This window comes from Chryseobacterium sp. UYP7 (assembly GCF_056279225.1).
In genome coordinates this window covers 65486-79970 of sequence record NZ_JBWBQW010000002.1, presented here as the reverse complement: position 1 = coordinate 79970, position 14485 = coordinate 65486, and the positions used below count along the sequence as shown (strand labels likewise).

The 14485-nt window shown below is 35.4% G+C and carries 11 protein-coding genes; 2 read left to right on the top strand and 9 right to left on the bottom strand.

The features are described 5' to 3' along the window. Window positions 1–20: 20 nt before the first annotated feature. From ACZ9HT_RS04560 to ACZ9HT_RS04540, 5 genes are all read right to left on the bottom strand, one after another. Window positions 21–1532: a peptide MFS transporter gene (locus ACZ9HT_RS04560; protein WP_476039865.1), complete on the bottom strand. Its 1512-nt coding sequence runs from the start codon at window positions 1530–1532 to the stop codon at window positions 21–23. A gap of 13 nt (window positions 1533–1545) precedes the next feature. Continuing rightward, window positions 1546–2547: a PDDEXK nuclease domain-containing protein gene (locus ACZ9HT_RS04555; protein ID WP_476039275.1), complete on the bottom strand. Its 1002-nt coding sequence runs from the start codon at window positions 2545–2547 to the stop codon at window positions 1546–1548. A 61-nt stretch (window positions 2548–2608) separates the two neighbouring features. Further along, a complete protein-coding gene (locus ACZ9HT_RS04550; RefSeq protein ID WP_476039274.1) occupies window positions 2609–4585 on the bottom strand; it encodes a peptide MFS transporter in 1977 nt (658 codons plus the stop codon). 130 nt (window positions 4586–4715) lie between these two features. Then, window positions 4716–6380: a peptide MFS transporter gene (locus ACZ9HT_RS04545; protein ID WP_476039273.1), complete on the bottom strand. Its 1665-nt coding sequence runs from the start codon at window positions 6378–6380 to the stop codon at window positions 4716–4718. Window positions 6381–6548: 168 nt separating this feature from the next. Then, window positions 6549–8675: a S9 family peptidase gene (locus tag ACZ9HT_RS04540; protein ID WP_476039272.1), complete on the bottom strand. Its 2127-nt coding sequence runs from the start codon at window positions 8673–8675 to the stop codon at window positions 6549–6551. A 152-nt stretch (window positions 8676–8827) separates the two neighbouring features. On the opposite strand from ACZ9HT_RS04540, the gene ACZ9HT_RS04535 reads away from it, so the two are divergent. Further along, on the top strand, window positions 8828–9034 hold the full coding sequence (locus ACZ9HT_RS04535) for a DUF6496 domain-containing protein (protein ID WP_476039271.1): 207 nt from the start codon (window positions 8828–8830) through the stop codon (window positions 9032–9034). Window positions 9035–9049: 15 nt separating this feature from the next. Here the strand turns inward: ACZ9HT_RS04535 and ACZ9HT_RS04530 are convergent, their stop codons facing one another. The 3 genes from ACZ9HT_RS04530 to ACZ9HT_RS04520 all read right to left on the bottom strand — a co-directional run bounded on the left by ACZ9HT_RS04530 (window position 9050) and on the right by ACZ9HT_RS04520 (window position 12281). Continuing rightward, window positions 9050–10405 (bottom strand): AAA family ATPase, encoded by a 1356-nt coding sequence (locus ACZ9HT_RS04530; RefSeq protein WP_476039270.1) that lies wholly within the window; start codon window positions 10403–10405, stop codon window positions 9050–9052. A 137-nt stretch (window positions 10406–10542) separates the two neighbouring features. Continuing rightward, complete coding sequence (locus ACZ9HT_RS04525) at window positions 10543–11055, bottom strand: helix-turn-helix domain-containing protein (RefSeq protein WP_476039269.1); 513 nt, start codon at window positions 11053–11055, stop codon at window positions 10543–10545. A 134-nt stretch (window positions 11056–11189) separates the two neighbouring features. Continuing rightward, window positions 11190–12281: a TerC/Alx family metal homeostasis membrane protein gene (locus ACZ9HT_RS04520; protein WP_476039268.1), complete on the bottom strand. Its 1092-nt coding sequence runs from the start codon at window positions 12279–12281 to the stop codon at window positions 11190–11192. A 347-nt stretch (window positions 12282–12628) separates the two neighbouring features. Between ACZ9HT_RS04520 and ACZ9HT_RS04515 the strand changes: the two genes are divergently transcribed. Further along, window positions 12629–13735 carry a M14 family zinc carboxypeptidase gene (locus tag ACZ9HT_RS04515; protein ID WP_476039267.1) on the top strand — a complete coding sequence of 369 codons (1107 nt, stop codon included), beginning with the start codon at window positions 12629–12631 and terminating at the stop codon, window positions 13733–13735. 52 nt (window positions 13736–13787) lie between these two features. Here ACZ9HT_RS04515 and ACZ9HT_RS04510 read toward each other — a convergent pair whose 3' ends face one another. Continuing rightward, on the bottom strand, window positions 13788–14291 hold the full coding sequence (locus tag ACZ9HT_RS04510; RefSeq protein ID WP_476039266.1) for a DUF4920 domain-containing protein: 504 nt from the start codon (window positions 14289–14291) through the stop codon (window positions 13788–13790). Between the last annotated feature and the right edge of the window lie 194 nt (window positions 14292–14485).

Below are 14485 nucleotides of genomic sequence, written 5' to 3'. Positions count from 1 at the left end.
AAAATTGAGCCTTGTTGATCTTATCGGACTTCCCGCATCAATTTCTTGACTAATGGGGAAATCAAAATTAATAAAATACCTGCAATTACGGCATATAATCCCAGATCTTTATAGCCTGAAGTATATGCCTCTAATTTTTCCATATTAGAAGCTCCTTCGCGCGCTGTCGCCATGTTTGCACCAATTAATCCCGCTACATATTGTCCGTAAGCAGAGGCTAGAAACCACATCCCCATCATCATTCCCTGCAGTTTTTGGGTAGAAAGTTTCGTCATAATTGAAAGTCCGATCGGCGAGAGACACATTTCTCCGAGCGTAATGATAAAAAGGGCGATCGTAAATAAACTTAGGGAAGTGACGCCTGCTGCATTTGCGAAAAATTTCGTGGCGTAGATTGCATAGAATCCTAAACCTAGAAATAGAAATCCTAGACCAAATTTTATTACAGTATTAGGTTCTAATTTCTTTTTGCTCAACCAGATCCAGAGTAAACCAATCGGAACGGCAACTAAGAGGATAAAAAATGCACCTCCAGAATTGTTCACGCCATTGGGATCTAAGCCTAATAAATCCTGATTTAAATTATGCGCTGCAAAAATACTCAGGGAGCCGCCACTTTGCTCGTAAATACCCCAAAAAACAATGGAGAAAATAATAAATATAAGTGCTGCAAAAAGTTTACTTCTTTCCGCTTTGTCAACCTTAGACATTTCGTAGAATAAATAAAGCAATGTTAACGGTCCAACGGTGTACATGAAGTAATCGGTGTACTGTGTTTTCGCCACCATTATCATGATCATTGGAATGAAAATTAAGGAAAGTACATAAACTCCATATTCCTTCCATTTTTCCATGTCGACCAATTCCCCATTTGCCAGAACTTTCTGAGGTTGAAGTCCGATCGGTCCAAGCGTCCTCTGCGTAAATACAAAGTTAACTAAGCTGATTACCATCACCACGGCTGCTAAGCCGAAAGCAACATTCCAGTGTAATCCTTCCGGTATTAGGTGAGCCAGTAATTCTCCTTTTCCGATGGCGATACAGAGATAGCCGCCGAGCAAAGCTCCCAGATTTATTCCGGCGTAAAAGAGAGAGAAACCGGCGTCTGTACGGTTGTCTCCATTTTTGTAGAGTTTACCGACCATTGTGGAAATGTTCGGTTTAAAAAATCCTGTTCCGACCACGGTGAAAGAAATTCCTAAGAAGAAAAATTGATGTGGATCCGCTGCTAAAATTAAACTACCAATAATCATCAAATATCCACCCCAAAAAAGGGACTTTCGAAAACCTAAGATCTTATCCGCAAATAATCCTCCAACAAAAGTAAATGCGTAAACAAACGCCTGCGTTGCGCCGTACTGAAGGTTAGCATCTTTTTCATCCAGATTTAACTGCGAGATCATGAAGAAGACGAGCATCCCACGCATTCCGTAGAAACAAAAGCGTTCCCACATCTCTGAGAAGAAAAGGGACCATATTTGTTTGGGATATTTTCCTTTAAAATCCTGTATTTGATCGAGCGTTAGGTTCATATTTTTGTAGTAATTAATTTTGGTTAGAGTTTTTATCTTCTTCATTCAGTTCAAAACGGATTTTGTCCTGATCAATGAGTTCCTTTAATTCATCTTCTTTCGGTAGGTATAATAAATATTTACTTGCAAAAAGACTGTTTTTATCATTAACAACAGAATATTTTACGATGGTTTCGTCTTTTTCTGAACATAATAAAATTCCGATAGTAGGATTATCACCTTCACTACGTTTTAAATCATCATACATTCTGACATACATATCAATTTGACCAATATTTTGATGTGAAAGCTCGCCTGTTTTAAGATCAATGATGACGAAACATTTTAAGATATAATTGTAAAATACCAAGTCAATGTAAAAATCTGAATTGTCAGTAGAAATATGTTGCTGTCTTGCCACAAAAGCAAATCCTTTCCCAAATTCTAGCAGGAACTTTTGAATATGATCAATTATTGCGGTTTCTATTTCTCGTTCTGAAACTTTCTCATCCGTTTTTAAACCTAAGAATTCAAAAATATAGGGATCTTTTAAAATGCTGTGAATGTTTTCTTCAGAAGATTTTTTATGTTCTAAAACTCTTTCGAAAGCTAATGAGTTGATTAGTCTCTTTAAATCTCTGGAACTCCAATTATTTTGAATAGATTCATCAATATAATAATTTACTTTTTTTACCGAATCTATTTTGAGGAGTAATCTGTAATGGGTCCAAGTTAATTCGTGACGCAGTGCGTCACATACTGGAAAAGCTTGATAAAAAGAACGCATATTTCTCAAATTACTTTCATCAAAACCTTTTCCGAATTCTAAACTTAATTTCTGCGAGAGTCTTTTTAAAGTGTATTTTCCGTAAACAGCACGTTCTTCTCCATTTTGTTCCTCTTCTACAATGAGTTTTCCTATTTGCCAATAACTTAGTAGTAAAGTAGAGTTGGCTGCACGAAAAACTTTCTCGCGCGCCTTGCTAATAATTTGTTTTACGGATTGAAATAAGAGATCTTCCTGCAATTCCATCATACTAAAATAGAAAAAACCACCGAATAAATCGGTGGTTTAGTTTAATTATATTTCAACGAAATTAATTTACGCCGTGCATCATTTTTTTCAAGATCGGTGAAATTAATGCTAAAATAGCTCCAGCAATTCCACAAAGAATTACAAACACCATGAAAAATTCAAATAAATTACGAATTTCGAATCCGGCAAAAGATTTATATTCAGCCTTGATCACATTATCGTTCTCAATTTTTGCTAACTGCGTTTCAGACGGGAATTTTAACTGCGCTAAATCCATCTTAAATTCTAGTTTTGCGTTTGCATCTGACTTCTGAAGTTCTTTTAATCTGGTATCAAATTCACCTCTTTGAGCCGAAATGATTTTGTTATTTTCAGCGAATAAACCACTCACATCCTTTTTAAGATTTTCATCAGCACCAAAATTAGTATCTGCTAAGTTCGACTGCGCTAATAAAAATAGTTCCTTAGCGGTTGGTTTATAGGTTTTGTCCAGGACTTTCTGTAAATCGATATTCTGTTCCTGCGCGGAGACAAATTTATCACCTGTTGCCGGTAAGATTGATCCCAAGGTTCCTGATAAAGCGTATCCTGCAGCGTTTGCGATGAAAAATACTCCGAATAATAGAGAAGCAAATCTTTTTGGTGCTAATTTTCCAACCAAAGATAATCCAATTGGAGAGAGACAAAGTTCTCCCATTGTCTGAATTAGATAAAGTAAAATCAGCCATTTCACTGCAAGAAGACCGGTGTTTCCTAAATCTTTTACGTTGTAGGCGATGATCAAGTAACTTAAAGCAATCAAACCAAGACCAATTGCTTGTTTAAGAGGTGAAACCGGTTCTTTTTTATTGGCTCTTAACTTGTCCCAAAGCATACTGAAAGGAACAGCCAGGATCACAATAAATAAACCGTTAAAAATTTGAACCATTGAGGGTGGCATATTCCAGCCAAAAATATTTCTGTCGGTTTGGTTATCTGCAATAAATGTTAAAGATGAACCTGCCTGTTCAAAGGCAGCCCAGAAGAAAATAATGAAAAAGGATACAATATAAATTACCCAGATTCTATCTCTCTCAATTTTATTTTCTGTAGCAGACATAATTAAAAATGCCAATGCAAGTCCCATTGAATAAATGAAAGGATAAATGATCGCTTTTACAAATTCTCCCATTCCTACCGAACCAAATCCAATGTGATTTACGAATAAATACTGAAATCCAAAGAAAGTCAGCACAAAAATAGCGACTGCAATACCGATTGATTTTCCAGTAAAATTCGCGGTTTGAGTTTCGCCCTCTTCAAAATCATCTGCAGTACTTTCACTTGGTAAACCACCAATTGGTCGTCCTTCAGGAGTCACTACATATTTGTTTTTAAGTGCGATAAACGTAACAGTTCCGATCACCATTGCGATAGAAGCGGCTAAGAATCCCCATTTAAAAGCGTGAACGTCTCTGATTCCATCGGCATCTTTTACATCTCCTAAGAACGGACAGATGAACTGACCTAAAAACGCTCCCATATTAATACCCATGTAGAAAATGGTAAATGCGGAATCCAATTTTGATTTTTCCTGTTTCGGATAAAGACTTCCAACCATGGAAGAAATATTCGGTTTGAAAAATCCATTTCCGAAAATAATAACTCCCAAAGCAGCCCACATCAACATTTGTGCGGAACCTAAGTTCGATTCAAACGAAGAAGCACTCATAAACATCAGGAATTGACCTACTGCCATTAAAGCTCCTCCAATGATGATACAATATCTGTTTCCTAAAAACCGGTCGGCGATAAATCCACCCAACATTGGTGTCAAATAACATAACGCTAAGAATCCACCATAAATAATGGTTACATCTCCTTCTTTCATTAAAAGGGCGTTCACCATGAAAAGGGTGAGCAACGCGCGCATTCCGTAGAAGTTAAAACGCTCCCACATTTCTGTGCCAAAAAGAACCCACAATCCTTTCGGGTGTTTACCTTTCGCTTGTCCTTCTAAAAATTCTTCCGGTGCATTTAATGCTTCAGTGTTATCCATATTTTAGTGTTAATTTTTGTTAAGATTAGCAAATATAGTTTTTTTTGAGTTTTTGCCAAGACTTTTAGAATCAATTACAAAAAAAATCGCAGAAATTTTCTGCGATTTACAAGTTTCGTTGCTTTTTAAATTAATGGCCTTTCTCCTTCATAATTCTGTTCAATCGTTTCAGCATAGAAAGTCCAAGTAAAGTAGCAAATATTAAAAGAGCAAAATTGACGAGGAAGTAATTCGTTTTGTTTTCGTAATCATACCAAGTACTCGCTAAAATCCCGGAAAGTTTATTCCCTACAGAATTTGCGAGGAAAAATCCACCCATCATTAATGCAGTAATTCGTGCCGGTGATAATTTAGAAACGAAGGAAAGTCCCATTGGCGATAAACACAATTCACCGATCGTAATAACTCCGTAACTCGCAAAAAGCCACCACGGAGAAACTTTTATGGCTCCATTTTGTCCGGCCTGTACTGCCAAAACCATTACCAAACAGGAAATTGCAGAAATGAAAAGTCCTAAAACAATTTTTGAAGGGGTAGAAGGTTCTTTTCCTTTTCGCCTCAAAAACATCCATACTCCTACAATTATTGGGGTCAAAGCAATTACCCAGAATGGATTAATGGACTGGAAAAGTTCGGTATTGTAAAGAAAGAGGCGGTCTTCTTTTCCTGATTCTAAAGTTGCGCGCCGTTCTGGCGTAAGATTTTTAAAGTAAACATCTTTGCCCTGAATTTTCACCGTTTTTTTATCAGCATCTTTTTGTGCACGGTACTGGTCATCGTAAATCGGAACTTCTTTGTTTTTATATTCCAGACCTTCCACCATATAAATGGATTCCAAAGGTTTTTCTAAAGTTGCCGGAACGCTTCTATCGGTGTAATAATTCGCCCATCTTGTTAATGCTGTTCCATTTTGTTTGAAAACTGCCCAAAAAAACATTGAGATCAAAAAGATAGATAGCAACGCGCCGATCGAAGGTTTTTCCTCTGGTTTTGCTTTAAAGTAAAGGGAAACATAGAAATAAATCACTGGAATCGTAGCGAAAATAAAGGCGTCTGTGGAATCACTTCCAATTAAATTGCCCGGAATAAACCAACCTATCGCACCTGCAACTAAAGCTGGAACAAAAACCTTTAATAAGATTTCCGAAAGTTTAGTATCACCTTCTTCACTGGGCTTCATGATCGCAGCATGTCGATAATGTTTTAAACCGATGGTGAAAATGACCAAGCCGACCAACATTCCAACTCCAGCCGTGATAAACGCTTCACCCCAACCGAATTTATTCCGCATAAACGCAGCAATAATATTACAAATAAACGCTCCGATATTAATTCCCATGTAGAAAATATTATATCCCGAATCTTTATTGGCTTTGTAAGGTTCTTCTGAATAAAGGTTCCCAAGAAGCGTAGAAATGGTAGGTTTAAAAAATCCATTCCCGATAATAATTAAACCCAGGGAACTGTAAAACCAGGTCAGATCTTTAAAAATTCCCATCCCAATATATCCCGCTGCCATTAAAATTCCACCTAAATAAATAGATTTAATGTATCCCAAAACGCGATCCGCTAAAAACCCACCGATAAAAGGAGTCAGGTAAGTTAAGGCGATATAAGTTCCGAAAATATCGTCGGCGTTTTTGTCTGTAATTCCCAAACCACCGCCCATTCCTTGAGGTTCAATGAGATAAAGGACGAAAATTCCCAAGATCAGGTAATATCCGAAGCGCTCCCACATTTCCGTAAAAAATAGGTAGGGCAATCCTTTCGGATGTTTACTGGTCGACTTTTCCATAGATTTTTAAATTTCTCAAAAATAGGATTTTTAATTGAATGGCAAAATCATTCGGTCTATTTGCCATTAAAGATCAATAATACTAAAAATCCACACATATTTCTAAGCCATTTATAAAAAAAACCACTCCGTTAAGAAGTGGCCTAGTTTTCAGCATTGAAAAATATTTTAGAGGTTATTCAGAATAAAATCTGTCATTTTCTGATAGAGTTGTGGTCTAGTTTGACCGCCATAAATTCCGTGGTTTTTATCTGGATAAGCCATAAACTCAAACTGTTTTTTGTTTTGAATTAAAGCTTCAGAAAACTCCATTGAATTTTGGAAATGTACGTTATCATCGGCTGTTCCGTGAATTAAAAGAAATTTTCCTTTCAATAATTGCGCATAACTTGTCGGTGAATTATCATCATAGCCTTTTGGATTTTCCTGTGGTGTTCTCATGAATCGTTCGGTGTATACTGAATCGTAATATCTCCAGTTCGTAACGGGCGCGACAGCGATTCCGGTTTTGAAAACATCTGCACCTTTTGTCAAAGCTAAACTCGCCATATAACCGCCAAAACTCCAACCGAAAATGCCAATTCTGGACTTGTCAATGTAAGTTTGATTACCGAACCATTTTGCTGCGGCAATTTGATCTTCAATTTCGTATTTTCCTAAGTTTAGGTAAGTAACTTTCTTAAAATCAGTTCCTTTGTAACCCGTTCCACGACCGTCGACACAAGCAACGATATATCCTTTTTGAACTAAACTTTCAAACCAAATCGCGTTTCCGCCATCCCAGGAATTGGAAACCTGCTGTGAACCCGGACCGGAATATTGATACATAAACAGCGGGTATTTTTTATTTTTATCGAAATCTTTCGGCTTCATGATCCAGGCGTTCATTTGATCGCCCGCTTCATTTGGAACTGTAAAAAATTCTTTTTCAACAAAATTATCTGCTTTCAATTTTGATAAAAGCTCATCGTTATTTTGAAGTTCTTTCAATGTTTTTCCGCTGTTATCCTTCAAGGTGTAGGAGTAAGGCTTTGCGGCAGAAGAAGAAGTCTCTATAAAATAATTATAATTTCCACTAAAATTGGCGCTGTTAGCTCCCGCATCATTAGAAAGTAAAACCGATTTTCCAGTATCAATATTTATTTTGGAAACGACTTTATTAATGCTTCCTTTTTCGGTTGTTTGAACGTAAATTTCTTTTGTTTTAGGATTAAATCCGTAATAATCAGTTACTTCCCAATTTCCTTTCGTAATTTGTTTTTTGAGTTTTCCGTTTTGATCATACCAATAAAGATGACGGTTTCCATCTCTTTCTGCGCCCCAAATAAAGGAATTGTCATCTAAAAATTCTAAGATAACATTATCGGTATCGATCCATCTGGCATCACTTTCTGTAAATAATTTATTGATCACTCCGGTTTTTGTATTCACTTTTAAAACATCAGATGAATTTTGAATTCTTTCTGAAGTCACGAGAATTATTTCGTCGGCTTTTGCAGTTTTAAAAACATTCGGAATATAATAATTTTTGAAGCTGGATAAATTTAAAGCCATCGTTTTGTTAGAATCTAAACGATATAAATGTGCCGAAACCACTGAGTTATTTGCACCAGCTTTTGGATATTTATAACGCATTTCAGATGGGTAGAGTTGTTTCCCATAAATAGGAATATACATTTCCGGAACTTTGGTTTCATCGGATTTTACAAAAACGATCGCATCAGAATTTTTCGTCCATTCATATTGTTTTGCATGACCAAATTCCTCTTCATAAACCCAGTCAGCAAGACCATTTAAAATCGAATTTTTCTTTCCATCGGTAGTGATCTGCGTAATTTTTCCGGAAGATAACTCCTGGTAAAACAAATTATTCTCAGAAATGAACGCGACTTTGTTTCCATTTGGCGAAAAGGTTGGTTCCTGTACGAAATTACCGTTATTTAAATTCAGAACTTTACCGGATTTCAAATCTTTCACATCAAATTTTCCTAAAAAAGAATGTCTGTAAATAGGTTCGCTGTCTTTTAGTAACAATATTTTTGATTCGTCATCATTAAATATGTAAGACATGTAATTTCCGTCGACGATATTTCCATCTTTTTTAGAGGTTTTGTAAGAGTATTTTGCAATTCCGTCTTTCTCGATGACCGCATAATTTTCGCCATTTTTCAGGGAAGCGATTCCGGAAATTCCTTTGCCGCGATAGTAGCCGGAATAAATTTTATCTAAGGTAATTTCCTGCGCGAAATAAGACACAGAAACGAGGATTGAAACTGATAAAAAAAGCTTTTTCATTGTATAATTTTGATAAGAATTCAAAGGTAGTAATTTTATTAAACTACTGTTAAACTTGTCTTTCGCGATCTATATGGCAAAAAGATTGATGGTGTTTATTGGACAAGTTACTGATTTTAAAAAAGTTAAAGTTTAATCTTAAAGGAAATATAATGGCAGAAAAAAAGTATTCTAAAAAGGCGGAAGAGAAAATTGGGGAAGTAATGCACGAATTTAAAGAAGGAAAACTTAAATCTTCATCTGGAGAAAAAGTAACGGACAGGAAACAGGCAGTCGCAATTGGAATCTCGGAAGCCAAAGAAGATCAATTAAGTTCCGAAAAAACCGAAAAAATAATTTCTACAAAAAGTATTAAATAATCTGTCGTAAGCAGATTATTTTTTTTCTTCTGCCTCTTCCTGATGTGTAAAACCGATCGACTGTCGCGGAGCTTCAACAATTTTATAATGTTCTAATTCGTTTTTCAACGCATTGATTCTTTTCGGAAAATCATCGTAATTATTTATAGAAACATCCATGATAAATTGCGAAACCTGATCCAAATATTCTCCTGTGAGTTTTGCCGAAGCTGCTCTCAATGAAGCATCAATAAGAGTTTTTTCTATTTTAATATTCTCGGAATGATCTTTTAAATAGGAGTTACGGATCCGTTTCTTTAAACTTTGAGTGAAATCCTTCACCATTGTATTTGAAAAGACTTGCATTTTCGATGAAACTTCTTTCCAAAAAGGAAGTTTTGTAGCGTTATTTTTAATCAAGATCTTCATTAATAAAGATTCTTCCGAGAGATTTTCTGTCATAAAATGCAGGATCATTTCAGACCGTTCCTGCAGGTTCGGCGGAAAAACGGGGATCATCACATCAAATCTTCCCGGTGCTAAAATTTCTTTGTCGATATCTACAATAGTATTTGCAGAGCCGATCATCAGTAATTCTTCGTCTTCAAAATGGCCAACGTAGTGAAGAATAATTGCCTTCGTTTCTTCATCGCAGGACGAAACGGAATGCTGTTCAGTTCGGTTATCCATAATGGTGTCGAAATCCTCCATAAAAAGAAGAGTTTTTTCTTCTTTCATTATTTGCATTAGAAAATCATTAAAACTTGTCTTATTGCCATCAACGAAAGAAGTTCCGTAGTAATATTTCTTAACTTCTTTAAACTGATAATTAATAATTTCAGCAATTTTATTGGTCCAGAAAATTTTACCACTTCCCGGTGGACCGTATAAAATAATACCGGCTGCTTTATGGATTCCCCAATCCGTAAGCGGAGATTGATTAATAAAAGGCTCTAAAGTTTTCGAGATGTAGAAGAATAAATCTCTGTATCCAATAAAATCTCGCTGTGTTAAACTGGATTTTTTGCCAAAATAATTGTAGACGAACTGGTAATTTCCACCCAAACGATTATCAATTCCGTAGCTTGAAACTGATGATCTGTAAAGACCGTTATCAAATACTTTGGGTTTTTCTTTTTTGATAATTTCTGCAACTTTAGCGGCAGGCTGATTGATGTTTTCTGCGATATCTTCAACAGATTTCTTTTCGTCTAAATCCTGTTCATACTTTTTTAGGAAAGCAATATTTTCTCTTGCAAATTTTTCGAAGTCGAGCTTTACCTCTAAATTAGTTGAAACACATTCTGAAAGTTCTAAATCGAAATCCTGAATAAATTTCATAAAACTTTCTGTAGAGATCTTAAGGTCTTTTGCAAGTTCGGTCAGTTTCATATAATAGTATTTTGCTTAAAATCAAAATTACAAAAATAATTAGGAAATGGAACCGGAGAGGAAACGGAAGCCGACTTAAAATTTAACCTCTCCGTAATAAAAGAAAAAAAGAGAGATATTAAAGTTTTATTTCTTGTTTATGGCTCAAAACTTTCGAATTTTCCATTTTCATAAAACCAAACGATTCTTTTTATTTTACTTTCTTGATTTACAGCGGTTTGTGCTTCTATTTTAACCTCGGGAATTGCTAATCGTTGAGAATCGCTTATTTTCTCTTTTTCTGGCAACTGCGCAGAAATTTCGAACTCTCGCGGAACATCACTTAAAATTTTATCTTCACTTTCAGTAATTCCAAAATTTTGGTCATCAATTAAGGAGAATAAATCGGGCAGGGAAGTCGTCTTTGGTTTTTCAATCACCAATTCTGCTTCCTCTTTTTTAACCATTTCTCCAAGACCATTAATGAGCCAATCCCACTGCAGTTCGGGAAAACGTTCTTTTATCTTGATCAAGAAATCAAGAGAAGGTTTATTTCTCCCGGAAGCGATATGAGAAATATTGGAACGCTGCACATCGATCTCATCGGCAAACTCCGAGGCAGAAAGTTCTGAATAAGCGATGATTTTTGAAATTCTTTCGTTTAAATTCATAATTACAAATGTAAAACTATATTTTACAATTATATAATACAAATGTAAACTAAAGGAGTTTTATCGTCTTTACAAAAGTAAAACCAATGCTTATCACATTGGTTTATAATTGTTTAAAGTATTTACAGGTCTAATTAATATCTCGCATGATCATCACTTTCAGGATCGAATTTAAGAGTACGAACCTTTTTCCGTTCCGGGAATATGAGCGAGAAGAAAATACTGAAACCAAGAATTCCCACAATTACGAAGAGCGAATGGGTCGTTGAAAATCCCCAATCTTCAAGAAAATGATGGAATAGCATCTTTAATCCAATAAAGGTTAAGAGAGCTGCCAATCCAATTTTAAGGAAGCGGAACTTATCTATAATTCCAGACAGGATAAAGAACATGGAGCGCAGACCAATGATCGCAAAAATATTAGAAAAGAAAACAATGTAGGGATCTTTAGTCACCGAAAAGATCGCGGGAATACTGTCTACAGCAAATATAAGATCGGTCGCCTCAATGATCAGTAGAACGAGAAACAGTGGTGTGAGTTTCTTAACGCCATTGATCGTCACAAAAAATTTATTACCAACGAAACGGTCGTGAACTTTAAAAAAGCGATTGGCGAATCTTACTATTGGATGATTTTGGGTATCGATCTCCTCGTCGTTATCCTTGTCCAGAAACATTTTAATTCCGGTAAACACCAGGAAAGCACCAAAAACATACATGATCCAGTCGAACTTCTCAATTAAGGCTGCTCCCACAAAGATAAAAATAAAGCGCATTACGATCGCGCCTAAGATTCCCCAAAACAGAACCCGATGATAATTTTTCTTAGCAACACCGAAGGCGGTAAACACCAAAAGGATGACGAAGATGTTATCGACCGAAAGTGCATACTCAACAACATAACCAGTCAGATATTCGAGTCCCAGATTTTGATTGTAAAGCTGAATGCTGTTTTCCAGATCATTAGGAATAATTTTTACAGGATGATGGTGAGAAGTAATGACCTGTTGTAGTTTCTCCATACTGTTGATGCCATGGAGTAGGTGACCATATGTAATAAGCAGGAAATAGAAACACATGGAAAGCACAACCACAAAAAAGCTCATTAATCCCGCTTGTTTCATTGAGACATTCGCAGATTTTTTGTTTAAAAGGCCTAAATCCAGAGCAAGAATAATAAGGATAAACAGGAGAAATCCCAGTAGAAAAATTGTTTCGCTTGTCATATTTTTAATTGTTCGCAAATATACGGAAATATCAAATCTCTACTAATTTACATTTGTAATAAAATAGTTTTATTAACAATTACAAAAACAAAAATTGTTTATCTTTTTTCCCCTCAAATGGCTATTTCATACCTAATTTTAACTTAAAGTACAATTCAAATTTTGATTGAGGTAAGTTAAATTGTAAACTGACTTATAGTAAGTTGTGTTTTTTAAGTAAGATTAGTGCAATCCACAATTTTATCAACAGACAAACTGACATTTCGACTTGTTTAATTAATTTACAAAAGTTAATTTTAAAATTCGCTGAAAAAAAATTAAATTTGAAAAATGTAAAATTTTAAAATATGTTCGAATCTTTCGTTTACCGAAAAAACCCTGATTTCCCAAACCGTTATATTTCCCCCGGAAAATTATTTATTTACCTACAGACGAATTTCAGCGATCACATTGTGGAGGTTGGAAAATCGTTTTTAGAGAAACCTATTTTTAAATTGAAAGTCGGAAATGGCAAAATCAAAGTTTTAGCATGGTCGCAAATGCATGGCAACGAATCGAACGCAACGCATGCGATGCTTGATTTGATGGAAATATTGAAAGATCGATCTGATTTAAGAGAAGAGTTATTTTCAAAAATTACGTTGGATTTTATTTTTATGTTGAATCCGGACGGATCGGAGAAATGGACCAGAAGAAATGCTCTGGATATTGATATGAACAGAGATTTCCTCAAACTGTCCAGCAAAGAGTTTCCTATTCTGAAAGGAATCGCGGAGAAAGGGAATTATAATTATGCTTTGAACCTTCACGAACAACGAACGATTTTTACAACCGATGGTAAGAATCCCGCAACGCTTTCCTTTTTAGCGCCCGCGCAAGACCATACCAGACAAATCACAGAAACGCGTAAGAAAGCAATGGCGGTGATATCGAAAATTTATGAAAGTTTAAAGACAGAAATTCCAGATCAAATTGCGAGATATTCCGATGAATTTTATCCAACTTCAACGGGAGATAATTTTACAAAAATGGGAATTCCAACCATTCTATACGAAGGCGGACATTTTCCAAATGATTATAAAAGAGAAGGAACCAGGAAATATTATACGATTGCTTTATACGAAGGTTTGAAAGCGATATCAGAATTAAATGGATCCACAGAAAACTGGGAAACTTATAAAAAGATCCCGGAAAATAAAGAAACCCATTACGATGTGATCTACAAAAATGTAAAACTCAATACAGATTTTGAATGTATTCTCGATATTGCAGTGCAATACAAAGAAGAAATTTTAGAAGGCGAAGATGAAATTATCTTTATCCCAATCGTAGTCGAAGTGGGCGATGTCGGTAAAAAGAAAGGCTGGAAAGAAATTGACTGTACCGGAAAAATGTTTATTTCCGAAAAGAAATTTCCGAAGCTTGATGCGGAAGTCGATTTCAAAATAGAATAAAAAAAAGCGAAGTTCGAAAACTTCGCTTTTTTATGGAGTAAAACTTTATCGATTAATTCACGACTTTAATTCCAGTCGCTATAAATCTGATTTCTTCCTGAAGTTTGGTGATCGCATCAATCTCAGACTGAGATTTTTTTGCATCTTCTGCGTAATGTTTCTGTTCGTCAACCGAAGTAACTTTGGTCTCAGCATTTCCTTCCAGTACCACATTTTTTCCTATTAAGGCAGTTGGAACGAAGAATCCGTAATCTTTCATTTTCACGAAAAATTTCTCATGGTTGTCGGTTTGTACGGTCAACCAGCATCCTTTTTTATCGCAAACGTCGGTAACTTTTCCCTTCACGGCCACGTTTTCTACCTTTTTTGATTTCGATAACTTTTTGTCAAGCTGTGCAGTAGTTAGAGCTGATTTTTCTGCTTTGGCAGAAACTTGAGTTCCATATAAATCTCCCACCGATGCAATTCCGGCTGGTGGTCCCATTTTCATTTCTTTTTCCTGGGCAAAAACCAGGGTAGAAAATGCTATCGTTAATAAAGCAACTAGTTTTTTCATTATTTATAATTTTCACAAAAATAAGAAATATTTTGATGTGCAGTTTTTAAAAGCGTAAACTTTAAACCTAAATACAATAGAAGTGCTACAGAAAATTAATAATCATTACAGAAAATTTATATATTTACGTTTTTCAAAACAGAAATAGGTAAAAACATTACTTTTAACCATTCTTTAAACTAAAATCAGGACTG

What these genes read in the sequence shown, in the direction of transcription:
- ACZ9HT_RS04530 (WP_476039270.1), bottom strand. Translation starts at nt 10,405, where the DNA reads ATGAAACTGACCGAACTTGCAAAAGACCTTAAGATCTCTACAGAAAGT.
- ACZ9HT_RS04510 (WP_476039266.1), bottom strand. Translation starts at nt 14,291, where the DNA reads ATGAAAAAACTAGTTGCTTTATTAACGATAGCATTTTCTACCCTGGTT.
- ACZ9HT_RS04560 (WP_476039865.1), bottom strand. Translation starts at nt 1,532, where the DNA reads ATGAACCTAACGCTCGATCAAATACAGGATTTTAAAGGAAAATATCCC.
- ACZ9HT_RS04555 (WP_476039275.1), bottom strand. Translation starts at nt 2,547, where the DNA reads ATGATGGAATTGCAGGAAGATCTCTTATTTCAATCCGTAAAACAAATT.
- ACZ9HT_RS04545 (WP_476039273.1), bottom strand. Translation starts at nt 6,380, where the DNA reads ATGGAAAAGTCGACCAGTAAACATCCGAAAGGATTGCCCTACCTATTT.
- ACZ9HT_RS04520 (WP_476039268.1), bottom strand. Translation starts at nt 12,281, where the DNA reads ATGACAAGCGAAACAATTTTTCTACTGGGATTTCTCCTGTTTATCCTT.
- ACZ9HT_RS04550 (WP_476039274.1), bottom strand. Translation starts at nt 4,585, where the DNA reads ATGGATAACACTGAAGCATTAAATGCACCGGAAGAATTTTTAGAAGGA.
- ACZ9HT_RS04540 (WP_476039272.1), bottom strand. Translation starts at nt 8,675, where the DNA reads ATGAAAAAGCTTTTTTTATCAGTTTCAATCCTCGTTTCTGTGTCTTAT.
- ACZ9HT_RS04535 (WP_476039271.1), top strand. Translation starts at nt 8,828, where the DNA reads ATGGCAGAAAAAAAGTATTCTAAAAAGGCGGAAGAGAAAATTGGGGAA.
- ACZ9HT_RS04515 (WP_476039267.1), top strand. Translation starts at nt 12,629, where the DNA reads ATGTTCGAATCTTTCGTTTACCGAAAAAACCCTGATTTCCCAAACCGT.
- ACZ9HT_RS04525 (WP_476039269.1), bottom strand. Translation starts at nt 11,055, where the DNA reads ATGAATTTAAACGAAAGAATTTCAAAAATCATCGCTTATTCAGAACTT.